The sequence below is a fragment of the Streptomyces sp. NPDC012935 genome (assembly GCF_042900345.1).
Taxonomy (GTDB): Bacteria; Actinomycetota; Actinomycetes; order Streptomycetales; family Streptomycetaceae; genus Streptomyces.
This window is the reverse complement of sequence record NZ_JBIBBC010000016.1, coordinates 1-20,282: the sequence shown is the minus strand read 5'-3', so window position 1 is coordinate 20,282 and position 20,282 is coordinate 1. Positions and strand designations below refer to the sequence as shown.

The 20,282-nt window shown below is 68.8% G+C and carries 13 protein-coding genes, 1 tRNA gene and 1 rRNA gene; 3 read left to right on the top strand and 12 right to left on the bottom strand.

The genetic code is table 11. From position 1 onward, the window contains the following. Positions 1-27: 27 nt before the first annotated feature. Both ACFY5C_RS31120 and ACFY5C_RS31115 read left to right on the top strand, forming a co-directional pair. Positions 28-921 carry an Fpg/Nei family DNA glycosylase gene (locus ACFY5C_RS31120; RefSeq protein ID WP_389450303.1) on the top strand — a complete coding sequence of 298 codons (894 nt, stop codon included), beginning with the start codon at positions 28-30 and terminating at the stop codon, positions 919-921. A 32-nt stretch (positions 922-953) separates the two neighbouring features. Further along, positions 954-1,718 carry an SDR family NAD(P)-dependent oxidoreductase gene (locus tag ACFY5C_RS31115; RefSeq protein ID WP_389450300.1) on the top strand — a complete coding sequence of 255 codons (765 nt, stop codon included), beginning with the start codon at positions 954-956 and terminating at the stop codon, positions 1,716-1,718. Here the strand turns inward: ACFY5C_RS31115 and ACFY5C_RS31110 are convergent. The 9 genes from ACFY5C_RS31110 to ACFY5C_RS31070 form a co-directional block, all read right to left on the bottom strand. Further along, positions 1,669-1,944 (bottom strand): hypothetical protein, encoded by a 276-nt coding sequence (locus ACFY5C_RS31110; RefSeq protein WP_389450297.1) that lies wholly within the window; start codon positions 1,942-1,944, stop codon positions 1,669-1,671. The two genes, ACFY5C_RS31115 and ACFY5C_RS31110, sit on opposite strands and share 50 nt — an antisense overlap. A gap of 318 nt (positions 1,945-2,262) precedes the next feature. After that, entirely contained in the window at positions 2,263-2,643 is a 381-nt protein-coding gene (locus tag ACFY5C_RS31105) for a helix-turn-helix domain-containing protein (protein WP_389450294.1), read from the bottom strand. Between the two features lie 109 nt (positions 2,644-2,752). Further along, positions 2,753-3,298, bottom strand: coding sequence for a CinA family protein (locus tag ACFY5C_RS31100; protein WP_389450291.1), 546 nt, complete (start codon positions 3,296-3,298; stop codon positions 2,753-2,755). Beyond that, entirely contained in the window at positions 3,295-4,092 is a 798-nt protein-coding gene (gene pgsA, locus ACFY5C_RS31095; protein WP_389450288.1) for a CDP-diacylglycerol--glycerol-3-phosphate 3-phosphatidyltransferase, read from the bottom strand. Before pgsA ends, ACFY5C_RS31100 begins: the two co-directional genes overlap by 4 nt. Next, positions 4,089-5,567: a 30S ribosomal protein S12 methylthiotransferase RimO gene (gene rimO / locus ACFY5C_RS31090; protein ID WP_389450286.1), complete on the bottom strand. Its 1,479-nt coding sequence runs from the start codon at positions 5,565-5,567 to the stop codon at positions 4,089-4,091. Before rimO ends, pgsA begins: the two co-directional genes overlap by 4 nt. A gap of 94 nt (positions 5,568-5,661) precedes the next feature. Further along, positions 5,662-6,492 carry a helix-turn-helix domain-containing protein gene (locus tag ACFY5C_RS31085; RefSeq protein ID WP_389450284.1) on the bottom strand — a complete coding sequence of 277 codons (831 nt, stop codon included), beginning with the start codon at positions 6,490-6,492 and terminating at the stop codon, positions 5,662-5,664. A 279-nt stretch (positions 6,493-6,771) separates the two neighbouring features. Next, positions 6,772-9,510 (bottom strand): DNA translocase FtsK, encoded by a 2,739-nt coding sequence (locus ACFY5C_RS31080; protein WP_389450282.1) that lies wholly within the window; start codon positions 9,508-9,510, stop codon positions 6,772-6,774. 160 nt (positions 9,511-9,670) lie between these two features. Beyond that, positions 9,671-10,351 carry a response regulator gene (locus ACFY5C_RS31075; protein ID WP_328422666.1) on the bottom strand — a complete coding sequence of 227 codons (681 nt, stop codon included), beginning with the start codon at positions 10,349-10,351 and terminating at the stop codon, positions 9,671-9,673. A 244-nt stretch (positions 10,352-10,595) separates the two neighbouring features. Continuing rightward, complete coding sequence (locus ACFY5C_RS31070; protein ID WP_389450279.1) at positions 10,596-16,070, bottom strand: HAMP domain-containing protein; 5,475 nt, start codon at positions 16,068-16,070, stop codon at positions 10,596-10,598. A 378-nt stretch (positions 16,071-16,448) separates the two neighbouring features. On the opposite strand from ACFY5C_RS31070, the gene ACFY5C_RS31065 reads away from it, so the two are divergent. Then, positions 16,449-19,199 (top strand): SpoIIE family protein phosphatase, encoded by a 2,751-nt coding sequence (locus ACFY5C_RS31065; protein WP_389450276.1) that lies wholly within the window; start codon positions 16,449-16,451, stop codon positions 19,197-19,199. 66 nt (positions 19,200-19,265) lie between these two features. Here ACFY5C_RS31065 and ACFY5C_RS31060 read toward each other — a convergent pair. From ACFY5C_RS31060 to rrf, 3 genes are all read right to left on the bottom strand, one after another. Continuing rightward, a tRNA-Thr gene (locus tag ACFY5C_RS31060) sits at positions 19,266-19,341 on the bottom strand. Between the two features lie 77 nt (positions 19,342-19,418). Then, positions 19,419-20,081 carry a DegT/DnrJ/EryC1/StrS family aminotransferase gene (locus tag ACFY5C_RS31055; protein WP_389450722.1) on the bottom strand — a complete coding sequence of 221 codons (663 nt, stop codon included), beginning with the start codon at positions 20,079-20,081 and terminating at the stop codon, positions 19,419-19,421. Between the two features lie 114 nt (positions 20,082-20,195). After that, positions 20,196-20,282: ribosomal RNA gene (gene rrf, locus ACFY5C_RS31050) — 5S ribosomal RNA — on the bottom strand; the annotation flags it as partial.

Below are 20,282 nucleotides of genomic sequence, written 5' to 3'. Positions count from 1 at the left end.
GCCCCCACCCCATGCCACCCTTGACCCATGCCCGAAGGAGACACGGTCTGGCAGACCGCGAAACGGCTGCACAGGGCCCTCGCGGGCGAGATGCTGACCGTCAGCGACTTCCGGGTACCGAAGTTCGCCACGGTCGACCTCACGGGCCGTACCGTCCTGGACGTCACTCCGCGCGGCAAACACCTCCTCACCCACGTCGAGGGCGGTCTGACGGTCCACACGCACCTCGGGATGGAAGGTTCCTGGAAGGTGTTCGCCGACCAGGAGCGCTGGACGGGCGGTCCCGCCCACCAGATCCGTGTTGTCCTCGCCGCCGCCGACGCCCGCCCCGGCCGCACCGCCGTCGGCTACCGCCTCCCCGTCCTCGACCTCCTGCGCACCACCGAGGAACACCGAGCTGTGGGCCACCTCGGCCCCGACCTCCTGGGCCCGGACTGGGCACCTGACCGCGCACTCGCCAACCTCCTGGCCGACCCCGACCGCCCCCTCGGCGAGGCCCTGCTGGACCAGCGCAACCTCGCCGGTATCGGCAATGTCTACAAGAGCGAGCTGTGCTTCCTGCTCCGAGTCACCCCCTGGCTCCCGGTCGGCGCACTCCCGACCGAGCACGCCGCCCAACTGCCCGTACTCGCCAAGAAGCTCCTGGAAGCCAACCGCGAGCGCCCGATCCGCAGTACGACGGGCCGCCGGGGCCAGGACCTCTTCGTGTACGGCCGCGCGAAGCGCCCCTGTCTGCGCTGCGGCACCCCCATCCGCGCGGCCGACCAGGGCGACGGCTCCCGCGAACGCCCCACCTACTGGTGCCCGAGCTGCCAGGCGGGCCCCGCCCCGAGCGCCTCCACTGCGCGCAGGACTCCACGCACGATCCGGGGGACGGACCGGCCCGACGGGTCCAGCATTCCACCCCGCACCACTAATTGACGACCCGTCAGAATTGCTCGTACCGTCCTTGCATGGCCGTCAAGGCGTACGACCTCACCGGACGCACCGCATTCGTCACCGGCGCAGCCAGCGGCATCGGCCGTGCCTCGGCCGTCCTTCTCGCCGAGGCCGGCGCGACCGTGCACTGCGCCGACCGTGACGCGCAGGGCCTGCACGACACGGCGACCCTGGTCAAGTCGAGCGGCGGCACCGCCCACACCCATCACCTCGACGTGACCGACCGAGCGCAGCTCCGCCACGCCGTCGCATCCTGCGAACGACTCGACGTGATGGCCGCGGTCGCCGGGATCATGCACAGCAGCCCGGTCCTGGAGACCCGCGACGAGGACCTCGACCGGGTGCTGAACGTCAACTTCAAGGGAGTGCTGTACGCCTGCCAGGAGGCGGCCCGCGCGATGCTCGCCCAGCGCATCGCAGGCAGCATCGTCACCATGGCCTCCGGCGCCGTGGACACCGGCGGCCCGGGCCTGCTCTGCTACGGCGCGGCCAAGGCGGCTGTCGTACAGCTGACCAAGACGCTGGCGACGGAGATGGGCCCGCACGGCATCCGCGTCAACGCGGTCGCTCCGGGCTGGATCCGCACACCGATGACGGATCGCCACGACAGCGCGGCCCAGACGCACACCGAGGCACTCATGGCCCGCATGTCCCCGCTGGGCCGGGTAGGTGAGGCGGAGGACATCGCGCACGCGGTGCTGTACCTGGCGTCCGACGCCTCGTCCTTCACTACGGGGCAGATCCTGCGTCCGAACGGCGGTGTGGCGATGCCGTGGTAGCCCGCTCCATCTGCCAGGCCTGAGCCCACCGCCGCACGTCGACGGCGCCCGCTGCCCGCCCCTTCGGCACGCAGTGCACCGGCAACAGGCTCAGCCCCCACCCTCCGGCTGCGACGGCACCCTCCAGCGCACCCGCCCCGGGCGCCAGCGCGAGCCGCAGCACAGCCCACCACCACAGCGCCCCGAACCCGAGGAACACCCCCCAGCGCGCTATCGGCCGTGCCATCCGCTCACCTCCAGCCCGAGGCTAGGCCGCCCGTTCACCCGCCGGGAGGGCGCACCGGCGGCACACGGATGCAGCGCGGGCCAACGTCATCACAGCGCGTCATGCACCGATCACACACTCCACCATGACCGCCGGGCCCCGCACCGGCAAACGGACATCGCAGGCCGCCACGCGGCCGGGCCAGGCCGTCGGACACAGCGCAAAGGGCCCCGCACAGCACGAAACCCCGACCGCACTCCCCAGGTCCACCTGGAGGAGGCCCGGCCGGGGCCCCACACATCTCAGCGCATGGTCATGCCACGCGCACAGCGATCACCGTCAGGCGGCGACCACGTCGACCGCCTCGGAAGGCGCCTTGATGGTCACCCGTTCCGGTGGCACACCGGCCACCGACACGGAACCCAGCATCGGGCGGACCGACGTGGGTACAGGTTCGCTCGGAGTGGCCGCAGCGGACTGGGCCAGCTCGGCGAGGGCGAGTTCGTCGCTCACTTCCCGCATGAGCTCGGACATCCGTACGTCAAGCGCGTCGCAGATCGCGGAAAGCAGCTCGGAGGAAGCCTCCTTCTGCCCCCGCTCCACCTCGGAGAGATAGCCGAGCGAGACTCGGGCGGACGAGGAGACTTCGCGCAGAGTACGGCCCTGGCGCTGGCGCTGCCGACGCAGCACGTCACCCAGCAGGCGACGGAGCAGAATCATCGGTGGCTCCCTCCTCGGACCGCGTAGCCGCATCCTTCACGCCCCACCGTACCGCCTTGCGCCGCGGCCGTGCGGGGAGCGATGTCGTGTTCACTCAGGGCTGCAAACATCAAAACCCCCCGTTCTGTTCCGTATCCTGTGCCCGCTCATTCCCACTGTGTTCGCTCGCAAGCTCCTTCAGGAGGAGCGCGAGTACGCTCCGTACACTCTCCATACGAATTTCCGCGCGGTCGCCGTTCAACCGCAGGGCCTCCACTTTTCCGCCACCGGCGGAACCGGAATCGTGGCCGGCGGGGCCGTCCACGGCCACGAAGACGGTCCCCACGGGCTGTCCGTCCTGCTTCTCGGGCCCCGCGACGCCGGTCGTGGCGATGCCCCAGTCAGATCCCAGCGCCTTCCGCACGCCGGCGGCCATTTGGGCGGCGACCTGCGGATTCACGGCTCCGTGCCGTGCCAGCAAGGCGGCGTCGACGCCGAGCAGCTCATGCTTCAGCTCGGTGGCGTAGGCGGTCACCGACCCCCGGAAGGCCTTGGACGCCCCAGGGGCGGCTGTGATTTCCGCCGCCACCAGTCCGCCGGTCAGCGACTCGGCGACAGCGAGCGTCTCACCGTTCACTACGAGTAGTCGCACCACCTCGGCGGCCGGGGAACTCACGCTTCCGTCTCCTCCAACGCGGCCTTGCGCTCGGCGATTCCTTGCCTGCGCAGCACAATGGCTTGTCTCACATAGTCGAGCCCGGTCACCACGGTCAGCACGACCGCCGCGGCCATCACCCACCACCGCAGAGTGGCCAGCCATCCCGTCAGCGCCAGGATGTACATCCCGACGGCCACGCCCTGCGTGAGGGTCTTCAGCTTGCCGCCTCGGCTCGCCGGGATCACGCCGTACCGGATGACGATGAAACGAAGCAGCGTGATCCCGAGTTCCCGGCCGAGGATGACGCCGGTCACCCACCACGGCAGATCGCCCAGCGCGGAGAGACAGATCAGCGCCGCCCCCATGATCGCCTTGTCGGCGATGGGGTCGGCGATCTTCCCGAAGTCGGTGACGAGGTCGTACGCCCGCGCCAGATGACCGTCGAAAAGGTCGGTGATCATGGCGATGGCGAAAGCCGCCCAGGCCAGCGAGCGCCACGCCGGGTCGTATCCGCCGTCGGCCAGCATCAGCGCCACGAACGCGGGCACCAGCACCAGCCGGAGCATCGTCAGGAGGTTGGCGACGTTCCAGACGCTTGCCTGATTGACGGCCGCGGCCGCGATCTTGCCGCCGCGCGCGGGCTTCGTACCGCCGGGGACGCCCGCTTCGGTGCCGCCCGTCTTCGAGCCGCCGGCCGCCTGCGAACCGCCCGCCTTCGAGCCGCCGGCCTTGGACGAGCCCACCGCACTCGCTCTGCCTGCCGCACCCGCCGGGGAGGAGCCACCCGCGGCGGACGCCGGAACTCCGGTCATCTGCCAGCCTCCTCACTACACGCGACCATGCCCTGCAGCGGCTCGGCCACCAGGTCGACACCTTCCGTACCGACCACCTTCGCCTCGACCATACGACCGATGCTCAGTCCTTCGCCGCTCGTGAGCAGCACCTGGCCGTCCGTCTCCGGTGCCTGGTGGGCCGCACGGCCGTACGCACCCTCCGCGTCGTCGGAGTCCAGCGACTCGACGAGCACATGCAGCGTCTCTCCGAGGCGCTCCTCGGCCCGCTGCGAGACGAGCTCCTCCGCAAGCCGGGAGACGCGCGCCAACCGCTCGGCGACGACATCCTCGTCGAGCTTGTTCTCGTAGGTCGCGGCCTCCGTGCCGCCCTCGTCGGAGTAGCCGAAGACGCCGATGGCGTCCAGCCGCGCGCCGTTCAGGAACCGCTCCAGCTCAGCGAGGTCGGCCTCGGTCTCGCCGGGGAAGCCGACGATGAAGTTGGAGCGCACGCCGGCCTGCGGCGCCTTGCCACGGATGGTGTCGAGCAGCTCCAGGAAGCGGTCCGTGTCCCCGAAGCGGCGCATCGAACGCAGCACGTCGGGAGCGGAGTGCTGGAAGGACAGGTCGAAGTACGGGGCGATCTTCGGCGTCGAGGTCAGCACGTCGATGAGGCCGGGCCGCATCTCGGCCGGCTGTAGGTAGCTGACGCGGACACGCTCGATGCCGTCGACCTCGGCGAGCTCGGGCAGGAGTGACTCCAGCAGACGGATGTCGCCCAGGTCCTTGCCGTACGAGGTGTTGTTCTCGGAGACCAGCATGATCTCCTTCACGCCCTGTTCGGCCAGCCACCGCGTCTCGTTCAGCACATCGCTGGGTCGGCGGGAGATGAATGAGCCGCGGAAGGACGGGATGGCGCAGAAGGAGCAGCGCCGGTCGCAGCCGGAGGCGAGCTTCACCGAGGCGACCGGGGCGCCGTCGAGACGGCGGCGCAGGGGCGAGCGCGGACCGGAGGCCGGAGCGAGCCCTTCCGGAAGGTCGACGGGCGCGTGCCCGGGCAGCGCGACCTCGGCCGCGGACTCCTGCCGCTCGGCCGGGCTGATCGGCAGCAGCTTGCGCCGGTCGCGCGGGGTGTGCGAGGCGTGGATGCCGCCGTTAAGGATGGTCTGCAGGCGGTCCGAGATGTTGGAGTAGTCGTCGAAGCCGAGCACGCCGTCGGCCTCGGGGAGGGCTTCGGCGAGCTCCTTGCCGTACCGCTCGGCCATACAGCCCACCGCCACGACGGCCTGGGTTCTCCCATGCCCCTTGAGGTCGTTGGCTTCCAGGAGGGCGTCGACGGAGTCCTTCTTGGCGGCGTCGACGAAGCCACACGTGTTGACGACGGCGACATCCGCGTCCCCGGCGTCCTCCACGAGGTCCCAGCCGTCCGCCTCCAAGCGGCCTGCGAGCTCCTCCGAGTCCACCTCGTTACGGGCGCAGCCAAGAGTGACGAGTGCGACGGTACGGCGTTCAGGCATGGGCTCAAGACTACTTTGTCTCACTGACAGCCCACGTCGACGGGGTTGGCCGATCTTGGCCAACCCCGTCCACAGCCAAACCCTTGAGCCAGACTTATCCGGCCTGCGGGTCGCCCTTCGTGTACGTGAGGCGCTCCACGGCGCCCGGCTGCCAGTCGTCCTCGATCTTCTTGCCGTTGACGAAGAGGTCGATCGCGCCGGCGTCACCCAGGACGAGGTTGATCTTCTCGCTGTCCTGGAAGGTCTTGGAGTCGCCCTGCTTGAGGAGGCCGTCGAAGAGGAGCTTGCCGTTGTGGTCCTTGATGGCGACCCAGCTCCTTCCGTCGGCGGCGCTGACCTGGACGGTCACCTTGTCCTGGGGGACGGCGGCGATGGCGCTGTCCGACGGCTTGGGGTCCTTGGGCTTGTCGGTCTTCGGCGTGGGCGTGGTCTTGTCGGCCGTCGGCGTCGAGCCGCCCTCGGCGACCGCCGTCTTGCCACCATCGTCCTCGCCCTTGAACGCGGTGAACCCGACGAACCCGATCACGGCGACGATCGCGGCGACCATGGCAGCGGTCCAGTTGGGCCCGCGTCGCTCGGGACGGATGCGCTCCGCCTCGAACAGGGGGGCAGCCGGGGTCGGCGCCGGCCGTCCGCCGTGCGAGTCGTCGTACTGGGCAAGGAGCGGGGCAGGATCGAGGTGGACGGCTTTGGCCAGGGTCCGGATGTGGCCACGGGCGTACACGTCGCCGCCGCAGGGGGCGAAGTCGTCCGCCTCGATGGCATGCACGATGGCGATTCGGACCCGGGTGGCGTTGGTGACGTCGTCGACAGTCAGCCCGGCATCGATACGGGCCTGCTGCAGGGCACGGCCGATCGAGGGGCGGGCTTCCTCGGACACGTCTTCGAACGGACGCTCGTCTTCAGGGGAGTTGCCGATGGACACGGGGGCGCCTTTCGAGCGTTTAAGCCACCTGTGCTGCAGGTTCAGTCTAGGGGGGGTACGAAAGGGTGGGGCAACCGGGCGGTAGGACTTTGTACGCCATCGGAATGGCCGGACACGCCGATGGTGGGGGTACGAGATTGTCGCGCTTCCCTCAACTTGACGTACGCCGAAGGAGAACGGTTGCTCAATGATCCCTTACGGGTGAGTCACGATCGGACATCGGCTCATCACCCACCCGTCGGGGGTCACCACTGTGTCGCTTTACCGCCCCGGACTCTTTTAAGCCTCCCCGCGGATCAGGGCGAGCACTCCGTCCAGCTCATCAGGTTTCACAAGAACGTCACGAGCCTTGGAGCCCTCGCTCGGTCCGACGATGTTCCGGGACTCCATCAGGTCCATCAGCCGTCCCGCCTTGGCGAACCCGACCCGCAGCTTGCGCTGGAGCATCGACGTCGAACCGAACTGTGTGGAGACGACCAGCTCGGCAGCCTGGCACAGCAGATCGAGGTCGTCGCCGATGTCCTCGTCGATCTCCTTCTTCTGCTTCGTCCCTACGACGACGTCGTCCCGGAAGACCGGCGCCATCTGGTCCTTGCAGTGCTGGACGACGACCGCGACCTCCTCCTCGGTCACGAACGCACCCTGCATACGCGTGGGCTTGTTGGCGCCCATCGGCAGGAACAGCCCGTCGCCCTTGCCGATCAGCTTCTCGGCGCCGGGCTGGTCGAGGATGACGCGCGAGTCCGCGAGCGAGGACGTGGCGAACGCGAGCCGCGAGGGGACGTTCGCCTTGATGAGACCGGTGACGACATCGACCGACGGCCGCTGCGTGGCGAGCACCAGGTGGATGCCGGCCGCGCGCGCGAGTTGCGTGATGCGCACGATCGCGTCCTCGACGTCGCGTGGCGCGACCATCATCAGGTCGGCAAGCTCATCCACGATGACCAGCAGGTACGGGTACGGCTGAAGCTCGCGCTCACTGCCCTCCGGCGACTTCACCTTGCCGTTGCGGACAGCTTCGTTGAAGTCGTCGATGTGCCGGTAGCCGTACGCCGCCAGGTCGTCGTAGCGAAGGTCCATCTCCCGTACGACCCACTGGAGCGCCTCGGCGGCCCGCTTCGGGTTGGTGATGATCGGCGTGATCAGGTGCGGGATGCCTTCGTACGCGGTCAGCTCGACGCGCTTGGGGTCGACCAGGACCATGCGGACGTCCTCCGGGGTCGCCCGCATCATCACCGAAGTGATCAAGCAGTTAATGCAGGACGACTTACCGGAGCCGGTCGCACCGGCGACCAGCACATGCGGCATCTTCGCGATGTTGGCCATCACGTAGCCGCCCTCGACGTCCTTGCCGAGCGCGACCAGCATCGGGTGGTCGTCCTCGGCGGCGGCCGCGAGGCGCAGCACGTCACCGAGGTTGACCATCTCGCGGTCGGTGTTGGGGATCTCGATGCCGACCGCGGACTTGCCGGGGATCGGGCTGATGATCCGCACGTCCGGGCTCGCGACCGCGTACGCGATGTTCTTCGTCAGCGCGGTGATGCGCTCGACCTTCACGGCCGGCCCGAGTTCGACCTCGTAGCGCGTGACCGTCGGCCCGCGCGTGAAGCCGGTGACGCGGGCGTCGACCTTGAACTCGGTGAAGACGGTGGTGAGCGACTCGACGATGGCGTCGTTGGCGGCGCTGCGCGACTTTCCGGGGCCGCCGCGCTCGAGGAGGTCGAGCGACGGGAGCGAGTACGTGATGTCACCGGACAGCTGGAGCTGTTCGGCGCGCGAGGGCAGGTCGCGCATCTGCTCGGGCGCGGCCTTGGTGAGGTCCGGGACCTCGGCCTTGGTGAGGTCCGTCACCTCGGACTTGGGGAGCTTCTCCTGCTTGGGCCGCGCGGCCGGAACCGGCGTCGGCACCGGGGTGGTCTCCGCGCGGTCGCCCACGCTCACGCCCTGGGTGAGGTCGGCGACGATCGGCGAGGGCGGCATCCCGTGCAGGACGGCACCGTCGAGCGCGGCAGCTGCGGCCGCCGCGACGTCCACAGCGTCCATGGGACGTTCCATCTCGGGCTGCGGCACCGCCGAGCGCCTCGGACGGCCGCGACGCCGCGACAGGGCCTCCTGCTCGGCGCCGTCGGGGTCGTACGCCTCGGGGGCCGGACGGCGCTTGCGACCGCGCGCCGCGGGCAGCGACCCGCGCCACTGGTCGTCGTAGCGCTCGTCGTCGTCGGTGTACTCGTCGTCCTCGGGGTCGGGCAGGATCCCGAGCTTCATGCCGAGCAGCCGCAGCCGCTGCGGGATGGCGTTGACCGGGGTGGCCGTGACGACCAGCAGACCGAAGATCGTGAGCAGCACGAGCAGCGGTACGGCGAGGACCTCGCCCATGGTGTACGTCAGCGGGGTCGCCGCGCCCCAGCCGATCAGCCCGCCGGCGTCCCTTATGGCGTGCATGCCGTCGCTGCGGGCGGGCGAGCCGACGGCGACGTGGACCTGGCCGAGCACGCCGATGACGAGCGCGGACAGGCCGATGACGATACGGCCGTTGGCCTCGGGCTGCTCGGGGTGCCGGATGAACCGCACGGCGATGACCGCGAGCAGTATCGGCACGAGCAGGTCGAGCCGGCCGAAGGCGCCGGTCACGATGATCTCGACGAGGTCGCCGACGGGGCCGCGCAGATTGGACCAGGTGCCGGCGGCGACGATCAGCGCGAGCCCGAGGAGCAACAGCGCGACGCCGTCCTTGCGATGGGCGGGGTCGAGGTTCTTCGCGCCCTGCCCTATGCCGCGGAAGACCGCGCCGACCGCGTGTGCGAGCCCGAGCCAGACGGCGCGTACGAGGCGGTAGATGCCCCCGGTGGGGTTGGGCGCCGGCTTGGGCGCGGACGCGGCTTTCTTCGCCGCGGCCTTCTTGGCCGGCGCCTTCTTCGCGGGGGCTTTCTTGGCGGCGGCCTTCTTCGCCGGAGCCTTCGCCGAAGCGGCCGCCTTCTTTGCGGGCGGCTTCTTGGCTGCGGAGGGACGTGAGGCCATGGGTGTGAGGTTACCGGTGGAGAAGACAGCGGACACGTGTGCCCACTGCTTCACCCGTTCGTGTCGCCCTTGTGGGGGCGGTGAACTGACGCCGGTTCACGGGCCGGTCACGCGCCGGACGGCTTGGATACGTCGCGCGTCAACACGCGCCACCACGGCGTCAGTTCTGCGAGGGGACCGACGACGCGCTTCCGGTGCCCGGCTCCAACGCGTCGAGCGCCCGCCGCAATCCCGTGAGTTTGCGTTCGAGATGAGCTGCCGTGGCCACCGCGGCGGCATCCGCCGAGTCGTCGTCCAACTGCTTGGACAGCGCCTCGGCCTGCTCCTCGACCGCGGCCAGCCGCGCCGACAGCTCGGCCAGCAGCCCCGCCGGCTCCTTCGAGTCGGCACCCGAGGCCTTGCCGCCGCCCTCCAACTGGAGCCGCAGCAGCGCCGCCTGCTCACGCAGCTGGCAGTTCTTCATGTACAGCTCGACGAACACCGAGACCTTCGCCCGCAGCACCCACGGGTCGAACGGCTTGGAGATGTAGTCCACCGCGCCCGCCGCGTAGCCGCGGAAGGTGTGATGCGGGCCGTGGTTGATCGCGGTGAGGAAGATGATCGGGATGTCGCGGGTCCGTTCTCGCCGCTTGATGTGCGCCGCGGTTTCGAAACCGTCCATTCCCGGCATCTGGACGTCCAGCAGAATGACCGCGAAGTCGTCCGTCAGTAGTGCTTTGAGCGCTTCCTCCCCGGACGATGCCCGCACCAGGGTCTGATCGAGCGCAGAGAGGATCGCCTCCAGCGCCAGCAGATTCTCCGGCCGGTCATCGACCAGGAGGATCTTGGCCTTCTGCACCATGGCCCGCCCTCCTCGCCCCGGCAGTGCACCGGGCTCCGCCCCAGGGGACGACTCCGTTACGCCGCCCGCCCTCGTGCCGGTCATGGTAGCCGCACCCCGCCTGTCGCCACACCCTGTCACCGCGATGTCACTGTGCACGTAGCAGAAACGTAGCGGGAGACCAGAAGGTTCCCCGAATCCCGCACTTCTACACGGCTTCGAGCACACTGAGTCAGCAACTCCGCGTGAACACTGTCAGCTGCCGTCACTCCTCGGTCATCCACTGATCCATCACCGCCAGCAGATGATCGGGGTCGACCGGCTTCGTCACGTAGTCGGAGGCGCCCGACTCGATCGCCTTCTCCCGGTCGCCCTTCATCGCCTTGGCGGTGAGCGCGATGATCGGGAGCCCGGCGAACTGCGGCATCCTGCGGATCGCCGTCGTCGTCGCGTATCCGTCCATCTCGGGCATCATGATGTCCATCAGGACGACCGCCACGTCGTCGTGCTGCTCCAGGACCTCGATGCCCTCACGGCCGTTCTCCGCGTACAGCACGGACAGGCCGTGCTGCTCCAGGACGCTGGTCAGTGCGAAGACGTTGCGGATGTCGTCGTCGACGATCAGCACCTTCTCGCCACCGAAGCGGAAGCCCCGCATCGACTGCGGCGCCCTGGCCGGCTCAGGAGCCGACCACTGTTCCTGCTGCGCCGGCCGCTGTTCCAGCTCGCTGGCGGCCCTGCGGCGGCGCCTGAAGAGCGCGGCGGCGCCGTTCTGCGTCTCCCGGTACGACCGCACCTCGGCCGGCGTCTCGATCTCCACGTCGGCCAGCTCCGCCAGCTCGGCGGCCGAGGCCACCAGGTCGCCGGCGTCGAGGGACGGCAACTGCTGCTGGTAGCCGTGCGGGGGCAGTTCGCTCGGATGCAGCGGCAAATACAGCGTGAACGTCGAGCCGCGCCCCGGCTCGCTCTGCGCGTGGATCTCACCGCCGAGCAGCTGCGCGATCTCCCGCGAGATCGACAGCCCCAGACCCGTACCGCCGTACTTGCGGCTGGTCGTGCCGTCCGCCTGCTTGAACGCCTCGAAGATCACCCGCATCTTGCTGGCCGCGATCCCGATGCCGGTGTCGGTCACGGAGAACGCGATCAGCGGCGCATCCGCCTCGGTCAGCGAGCCGGCCTCCAGCAGCTGCTCCCGGATCTTCTGCGGCACGTCCATCCCGGCGGGACGGATGACCAGCTCGACCGACCCGGAGTCGGTGAACTTCACCGCGTTGGACAGCAGGTTGCGCAGCACCTGCAGCAGCCGCTGTTCGTCGGTGTGCAGGGTGGCGGGCAGCTCCGGCGAGACCCGTACGGACAGGTCCAGGCCCTTCTCCGCGGTCAGCGGCCGGAAGGTGGCCTCCACGTAGTCGACGAGCTGCACGAGCGCGATACGCGTCGGGGAGACGTCCATCTTGCCCGCCTCGACCTTCGACAGGTCCAGGATGTCGTTGATCAGCTGGAGCAGGTCGGAGCCTGCGCCGTGGATGGTCTCGGCGAACTCGACCTGCTTCGGCGAGAGGTTGCCCTCCGCGTTGTCGGCGAGCAGCTTGGCCAGGATCAGCAGCGAGTTGAGCGGCGTACGCAGCTCGTGCGACATGTTGGCGAGGAACTCGCTCTTGTAGCGCATGGAGACCGCCAGCTGCTCGGCGCGCTCCTCCAGCACCTGTCGCGCTTCCTCGATCTCGGTGTTCTTCACCTCGATGTCGCGGTTCTGCTGGGCCAGCAGCTCGGCCTTCTCCTCCAGCTCGGCGTTGGACGCCTGGAGGGCCTTCTGCCGGTTCTCCAGCTCCTCCGACCGCTCACGGAGCTGCTCGGTCAGCTCCTGCGACTGCTTCAGCAGCACCTCGGTCTTGGTGTTGACGGAGATGGTGTTGACGCTGGTCGCGATCATCTCGGCGATCTGGTTGAGGAAATCCTTCTGGATCTGCGTGAACGGCGTGAAGGAGGCCAGCTCGATCACGCCGAGGACCTTGCCCTCGAACAGCACGGGAAGAACGATCACCTGCGCGGGCGGCGCCTCGCCGAGCCCGGAGGAGATCTTCAGATAGCCGCTGGGCGCGTTCTCCACCAGGATCGTGCGCTTCTCCTCGGCGGCCGTCCCGATGAGCGCCTCACCCGGCCGGAAGGACGTCGGCATGGACCCCATCGAGTAGCCGTACGACCCGAGCATCCGCAGCTCGTACTGGTCGTCGTTCTCGGCCGCCAGGTCCTTGCCGTCGAGCAGCGGCATGGCGACGAAGAACGCGCCGTGCTGCGCGGTCACCACCGGCGTCAGCTCGCTCATGATCAGCGAGGCGACGTCCGCCAGGTCACGGCGGCCCTGCATGAGCGCCGAGATCCGGGCGAGGTTGCCCTTGAGCCAGTCCTGCTCCTTGTTGGCGATCGTGGTGTCGCGCAGGTTGGCGATCATCTTGTTGATGTAGTCCTGGAGCTCCTGAATCTCGCCGGACGCGTCCACGTCGATCTTCAGGTTCAGGTCACCGCGGGTCACCGCGGTCGCCACGCGCGCGATGGCACGCACCTGCCGAGTGAGGTTCCCGGCCATTTCGTTCACGGACTCGGTGAGGTCCCGCCAGGTGCCGTCGACGTCACGCACGCGTGCCTGGCCGCCGAGCTGTCCTTCGGTGCCCACCTCGCGGGCGACTCGGGTGACCTCCTCCGCGAAGGACGACAGCTGGTCGACCATCGTGTTGATCGTCGTCTTGAGTTCGAGGATCTCGCCTCGGGCGTCGATGTCGATCTTCTTGGTCAGGTCGCCCTTGGCGATGGCGGTCGTGACCATGGCGATGTTGCGCACCTGACCGGTCAGGTTGGACGCCATCTGGTTCACAGACTCGGTGAGGTCCTTCCACGTACCGGCCACACCCGGCACATGCGCCTGCCCACCGAGGATGCCGTCCGTGCCCACCTCGCGGGCCACCTTGGTGACCTGGTCGGCGAACGAACTCAGCGTCTTCACCATGGTGTTGAAGGTGTCCGCGAGCTGCGCGACCTCGCCGCGCGCCTCGATCGTCACCGTCCGCGTCAGATCGCCGTTGGCGACCGCCGCCGCGACCTGGGAGATGTTCCGCACCTGGACGGTCAGGTTGTTGGCCATCAGGTTGACGTTGTTGCTGAGGTCCTTCCAGATGCCCGTGGCGCCCGGCACGTGCGCCTGGCCACCGAGGATGCCGTCCGTGCCCACCTCACGGGCGACTCGGGTCACCTGCTCGGCGAAGGACGACAGCTGGTCCACCATCGTGTTCACGGTGGTGACGAGCTCGAGGATCTCGCCCTTCGCGTCGACAGTGATCTTCTTCGACAGATCGCCCTTGGCGACCGCGGTCGTGACCTCGGCGATGTTGCGCACCTGGATCGTCAGGTTGTTGGCCATGAAGTTCACGGACTGCGTGAGGTCCTTCCAGGTGCCGGAGACACCCTGCACCTCGGCCTGACCCCCGAGGATGCCCTCGGTGCCCACCTCACGGGCCACACGCGTGACCTCTTCGGCGAACGACGACAGCTGGTCGACCATCGTGTTCAGGGTGTTCTTCAGCTCCAGGATCTCGCCACGCGCGTCCACGGTGATCTTCTGGGACAGGTCACCCCGGGCCACCGCCGTGGCGACCTGGGCGATGTTGCGCACCTGGCCGGTCAGGTTGGAGGCCATGCCGTTCACGGAGTCGGTCAGGTCACGCCACACACCGGCGACGCCGGGCACCTGCGCCTGACCGCCCAGGCGGCCCTCCGTACCCACCTCACGAGCGACCAGGGTCACCTGGTCGGCGAAGGACGACAGCTGGTCGACCATCGTGTTGATGGTGTTTTTCAGCTCCAGGATCTCGCCACGCGCGTCGACGTCGATCTTCTGGGACAGGTCACCTCGCGCCACCGCCGTGGTCACCTGGGCGATGTTGCGCACCTGGGCGGTGAGGTTTCCCGCCATGCCGTTGACGGAGTCGGTGAGCTCCTTCCACGTACCGGCGACTCCCGGTACGACCGCCTGACCGCCCAGCCGGCCCTCGGTGCCCACGTCCCGGGCCATGCGCGTGACCTGGTCTGCGAACGACGACAGCTGGTCCACCATCGTGTTCACGGTGTTCTTCAGCTGGAGCATCTCGCCGGAGACGTCCACGGTGACCTTCTGCGACAGATCACCGTTGGCCACCGCCGTCGTCACCTGGGCGATGTTCCTCACCTGTCCGGTGAGGTTGCGGAACGCGGTGTTGACGGAGTCCGTCAGGTCCTTCCAGGTCCCAGCGGCCCCTGGCACCTGCGCCTGACCGCCGAGCTCACCCTCCACACCGACCTCACGCGCGACACGCGTGACCTCGGAACCGAACGACGACAGCTGGTCGACCATGCCGTTGACGGTGTTCTTCAGCTCGAGCATCTCGCCGGCCACGTCGACCGTGACCTTCTGCGACAGGTCACCATTGGCCACCGCCGTGGTGACCGCGGCGATGTCCCTCACCTGAATGGTCAGATTCCGGAACACGGTGTTGACGGAGTCCGTCAGGTCTTTCCACGTACCCGCCGCGCCCGGCACGTTCGCCTGGCCGCCCAGCCGGCCCTCGGCACCGACCTCGTTGGCCACGCGCGTGACCTCGTCCGCGAAGATCCGCAGCGTCTCTGTCATCTGGTTGATCGTGTCCGCGAGCTGAGCGACCTCGCCGCGTGCCGACACGGTCACCTTCTGCGACAGGTCACCGTTGGCCACCGCGGTCGTCACCTGTGCGATTCCTCGCACCTGCGCGGTCAGGTTGCCGGCCATGAGGTTCACCGAATCGGTGAGGTCCTTCCACACGCCGGCCACACCGGGTACCTGCGCCTGACCGCCCAGCTCACCCTCGGTGCCCACCTCGCGCGCGACTCGCGTCACCTCGGAGGAGAAGGACGAGAGCTGGTCCACCATCGTGTTGACGGTGTTCTTCAGCTCCAGCATCTCGCCGGCCACGTGAACCGTGACCTTCCGGGACAGATCACCCTTGGCGACCGCGGTGGTCACCAACGCGATGTCCCTCACCTGGGCCGTCAGCCGGTACGCCATGGTGTTGACGGAGTCCGTGAGGTCCTTCCACGAACCCGACATGCCACGCACGCGTGCCTGCCCGCCGAGCTTGCCCTCGGTGCCCACCTCGCTGGCCACGCGCGTGACCTCGTCGGTGAACGTCGACAGCTGATCGACAAGGTTGTTTACGGTCCGCCCGACCTTGAGGAACTCGCCCCGCAGGGGATGCCCGGTCCCGTCCTGGGCCTGCGTCCGCAGCTCCATGCGCGGCGACAGGTCACCGTCGGCCACCGCGGACAGCACCCGGCCGACCTCGGAGACGGGCCGTACGAGGTCGTCGACCAGGGCGTTGGAGTTGTCGACGGCAGCCGCCCAGGAGCCCTCACAAGCGCCCGTCTCCAGCCGTTCCGTGAGTTTGCCCTCGCGGCCGACCATGCGCCGCACCCGCGCCAACTCACCCGTCAGATGAAGATTGCGGTCGGCCACCTCGTTGAAGACGGCCGCGATCTCCGACATCACGCCGTCCCCGGACACCGTGAGCCGCTTCCGGAAGTTCCCGTCGCGCATCGACACAAGGGCCGTCAGCAGCCGGTTCAGGGCAGCCGTGTCCACCGCAGTGGTCCCGCCTCGCGTTTTGCGCTCGTTCCTCAGGGACTGTCCGCCTTTCGCGCGCGTCTTAGTGCCCCGCGTCGCTGCGCCAGACTCCACTGTGTCCCTCCCGCAGGGGTCGACCGTTACTGCTGTGCTCGGGTTCTACTGTTCGGCGTACCCGTTACTGCTGGGTATTCCTGCCGGATATACCAGGCCACACCACGTGCTGCTGCCCGCGATACGCGAACGACACTCGGCCTGCCCGGACCTTCACAAGAAGCTTGCCCAGTGTTTCACCCCCGCCGAACCCGGCCATAACAGTTCGGCAGCTTCGCACATCGTCCGCACACCCTCCGGACGGAAACACTGCAGACCGGCATCCGCATGGACGGCGAAGGTAAGTAACCTTGCATGCGGCTGTCCAGCCGCGCCGGTCCGTCCGGCCTGGGCGGTGGCAGGAGGAGCAACGAGCGGGCATCGGAGGGGCAGCCGGACATGACCACCGGACTGATCCCGGGGGGACAATCCCCGGAGCGGCCGACGGGCGCGCAGATGCCGCACCAGCGGCACGAGCTCGCCGGCCACGGGGCCCTGCACGTCGACAACCGGACGAGGAGTTCTGTGATCACCGCGCGCGCGGCAGCCAGCTTCGACCCCGTCGGGCGATCGGTCGCGAGCGCCCGCTCCTTCGTCCGCGACACACTCCAGGGCTGGGGCTTCGCCGACATCGTCGACGACGCCGTAGTCCTCACCAGTGAATTGGTGACGAACGCCGTCGTGCACGCGGGTACGTCCGCGGACGTTCTGTGTCTGCGCAGTGACGACGGCGTACGCGTCGAGGTGGCCGACCGGTATCCGGAGCGTGAGATCCCGCTGCAGGGCTCGCCCGTCAACATGGGCAGCCCCGACCGCGAGGGTGGCCGTGGCCTCCAGTTGTGCGCGGCCCTGGCCGGCCGCTGGGGCGTCGAGTACACACCCACGCACAAGCAGGTCTGGTTCCAACTGGACCTCCCCGAGCGTCCGGTGGGCACCCGCGCGGCCGGCCCGGCCCTGCCCTCCGACCTTCTTCCGCTCGCCGACGGCCGCGTCCGCGTCGCGGTGGTCCAGATCGACCGTACGGGCGCCATCTCGTCCTGGAACGAGGACGCCGAGGATCTCTTCGGCTATGCGGCCGAGCAGGTCATCGGGAAGCCACTCACCGACCTCGCCGCCTGGCCGCACACCCCCGGCACGAGCACCGGAATCGCGGAGGCACTCCAACTCTCGCGCTGGGAAGGCAGCTACGGCATCAGGGGCGCCAACGGCCGCGTCACGCCGGTGTACGCCTCCCACCTCCGCGTCCGTGACACAGGCGGCGAACCGTCGACGGTCTGCCTCCTGGTCCGGGACCACGAACGTGCCGTTCTGCAGACCCCGTTGCGCATCCCGGCCTCCGACACCGGCAACGAGGCCCAGAGCACCGACCCGTTCGAGGTGTTCATCGGCTCACCCGCCCCGGACGACCTTGACGGCCTTCTCCAGCGCACGGTGGAACGCGCGCGGGACATGCTCGACGGCGACTCGGCGTTCCTGCTCCTGGCGACGGACGACGAGACGGAGTTGGAGGTCCGCGCCTCCACCGGCCTGCCCTCCGCCCGCCAGCGCTTCGCGCGCGTGCCCGTCGAGGCGGGCCCCGGCCGCTACGGCTCGGCCCGAATGCCGGCGGTCCATGAAGACCTCACCATGGTTCCCGGCGCCGTCCCTCTGCTCAGGGGCACCGGCATGCGCTCGGTCGTCACCGTCCCCCTGAAGGTCGAGGGCCGCCTCACCGGTTCCCTCGGCGTCGCTGCCGAGGCCCCCGCGAGGTACTCCAACGAGGAGGCGCTGCGCCTGCAGTTCGCGGCCGACCGCATCGCCCTGGCCGTGGAGTCGGCCCGCCTGGGCGAACTGGAACGCCTTCGCCGGGGCTCACTCAGCTTCCTCGTCGAGGCCTCCGACCTGCTCGCCGGAACCCTGGACCGCGACCAGACCCTGGCCCTCATGGCCCAGATGACAGTCCCGACCCTTGCCACCTGGTGCGCGGTCTACACGATCGCCGACCAGGCCTCGGATCCGTACCTGTCCTACGTCCTGCACGAGGACGAGGAACTCATCGACGGCATTAAGTCACTGTTGTCGAAGATCTCCCCTCCCGACCCCGTCCCCACCCCCGGCGCCCGCGTCTGGTCGGCCCCGGCCCAGGTGGCCCACCAGGCGGCCCTGCGCACCTCCATGCGAAGTCTGGGCCTCGGCGAGCCCCCGCACCGGGTCAGCACGAGCATCGGCATCGGCCCCACCCTCGCCACGGCGTCCGCGGTGGGCGGCGAGACGGTCGTACTGCCGCTGGTGGCCCGCAACCGGGTCATCGGCATGTTGACGCTCGGCAAGCCGACGGACGAACACTTCCGCCAGGAAATCCTGGAGTTGGCGGAGGACCTCTCGCGAAGGGCCGCCCTGGCCCTGGACAACGCCCGCCTCTACTCCGAGCGCACAGCCATCAGCCAGTCCCTCCAGCGCAGCCTCCTGCCGCCGGAGCTGCCCGATATCGACGGCGTCGAGGTCGAGGTCATCTACCGCGCGGCCGGCGAGGGCAACGAGGTCGGCGGCGACTTCTACGACCTCTTCCCGATCAGCGACGGCGCCTACGGCTTCGCCATCGGCGACGTCTGCGGTACGGGCCCGAACGCGGCGGCGGTCACGGGCCTCGCCCGGCACGCACTCCGGCTCCTCGCACGGGAGGGCCTCAGCGGCCCGGCGGTGCTGGAGCGCCTCAACTCCGCGATCCTCGACGAGGGCGCCCGCAGTCGCTTCCTGACGCTTCTCTACGGCGAGTTGAGGCCCCAGGAGGACGGCAGCGCCGAACTGAAGGTGGTCTGCGCCGGCCACCCGCTGCCTCTCCGCCTGCGCCAGGACGGCACGGTCGAGCCGGCAGCAGAACCCCAGCCGCTCCTCGGTGTCATGGAGGACCTGGAGCTCTACGAGCAGACAGTCACCCTCGATCCCGGTGACGTCCTCCTGTGCGTCACGGACGGCGTCACCGAACGCCGCGAAGGCAGCCGCATGCTGGGCGACGACGGCCTCACCGACGTCCTCACCACCTGCACGGGCCTGACAGCAGGCGCGGTGGCGGCCCGCATCATGCGCGCGGTCGAACGCTTCGCCTCGGACGCACCGTCAGACGACATGGCCATCCTGGCCATGCGCGTGCCCGGCCTTCACAAGGACTAGGGACTCGGGAGGGTCCACGACCGAGACATGCAAAAGGCCCCGCCCAATTGGGCGGGGCCTTCAGTCTGGAGCCCCCAAACGGAATCGAACCGTTGACCTTCTCCTTACCATGGAGACGCTCTACCGACTGAGCTATAGGGGCCTGTCACCTTTTGCGAAGTTTCCCTCGCGGCAACGGAATAGATCATACCCCGAACACACCCGTGCTCCCAAACCCGCTCAGAAGGCCGGCTGGAGAAGTCCTCCGAGCGCATTGCAGGCGGACACGATCCGCTGCATGTCCTTCTTGGTCAGAGAAGCGTCGACAGGCAGGGCCAACGTTTCATCAGCGGCCCGCTCTGTCTCCGGCAGGGACACACAACGCCGGAACTCCGGCAGCCTGTGCACGGGCGCCTTCACCGGCACCCGGCACTCAACTCCCCTGGCCCGCACTGCGCGAGCGAATGCGTCGCGATCAGGCCGCCCGTTCCCCGGCACCCGCACGACGTACTGCTGATAGGTGTGCCCGTCACCGCCATCGGGCGTCTGCACGCCCTTCAACTTCGCGTCCAGGTACGCGGCCCGCTGCCGACGCTGAGCGATCTCGTCGTACGGAACCTCGGACTCGCCCTGCTCCAGCACCAACAGCCCATGCCGCTGCCCGATCTCGTGCAGCCGCGCGATGTCGGCCCACCGGCCAAACCGATGCACGGCGACGACAGCCGCCGTCCGTGAGGTGACGACCGCCTCGACAGCGCCGGCGTCCAGGCAGTACGTCACCGGATCTATGTCGGCGAACACCGGCAGCGCCCCGGCCAGGACCACGGCCTCCGCGACTTCGACGTTCCCGAACGCCGGTACGACAACCTCGTCACCGACTCCGACGCCGGCGGCCCTGAGCATTGCAGCAGTACCCATGTGTGGGATGTTGGTTGCGAAACGTGAACTTCAGGTGACGCACAACAAAAAAGGGTTGGACCCAGAACCGAAGTTCAGGGTCCAACCCTATTAAAAGGAGTTCGGCGGCGTCCTACTCTCCCACAGGGTCCCCCCTGCAGTACCATCGGCGCTGTAAGGCTTAGCTTCCGGGTTCGGAATGTAACC

What these genes read in the sequence shown, in the direction of transcription:
- ACFY5C_RS31055 (WP_389450722.1), bottom strand. Translation starts at nt 20,081, where the DNA reads ATGCTCAGGGCCGCCGGCGTCGGAGTCGGTGACGAGGTTGTCGTACCG.
- ACFY5C_RS31115 (WP_389450300.1), top strand. Translation starts at nt 954, where the DNA reads ATGGCCGTCAAGGCGTACGACCTCACCGGACGCACCGCATTCGTCACC.
- ACFY5C_RS31120 (WP_389450303.1), top strand. Translation starts at nt 28, where the DNA reads ATGCCCGAAGGAGACACGGTCTGGCAGACCGCGAAACGGCTGCACAGG.
- rimO (WP_389450286.1), bottom strand. Translation starts at nt 5,567, where the DNA reads ATGCCTGAACGCCGTACCGTCGCACTCGTCACTCTTGGCTGCGCCCGT.
- ACFY5C_RS31110 (WP_389450297.1), bottom strand. Translation starts at nt 1,944, where the DNA reads ATGGCACGGCCGATAGCGCGCTGGGGGGTGTTCCTCGGGTTCGGGGCG.
- ACFY5C_RS31105 (WP_389450294.1), bottom strand. Translation starts at nt 2,643, where the DNA reads ATGATTCTGCTCCGTCGCCTGCTGGGTGACGTGCTGCGTCGGCAGCGC.
- ACFY5C_RS31075 (WP_328422666.1), bottom strand. Translation starts at nt 10,351, where the DNA reads ATGGTGCAGAAGGCCAAGATCCTCCTGGTCGATGACCGGCCGGAGAAT.
- pgsA (WP_389450288.1), bottom strand. Translation starts at nt 4,092, where the DNA reads ATGACCGGAGTTCCGGCGTCCGCCGCGGGTGGCTCCTCCCCGGCGGGT.
- ACFY5C_RS31080 (WP_389450282.1), bottom strand. Translation starts at nt 9,510, where the DNA reads ATGGCCTCACGTCCCTCCGCAGCCAAGAAGCCGCCCGCAAAGAAGGCG.
- ACFY5C_RS31065 (WP_389450276.1), top strand. Translation starts at nt 16,449, where the DNA reads ATGACCACCGGACTGATCCCGGGGGGACAATCCCCGGAGCGGCCGACG.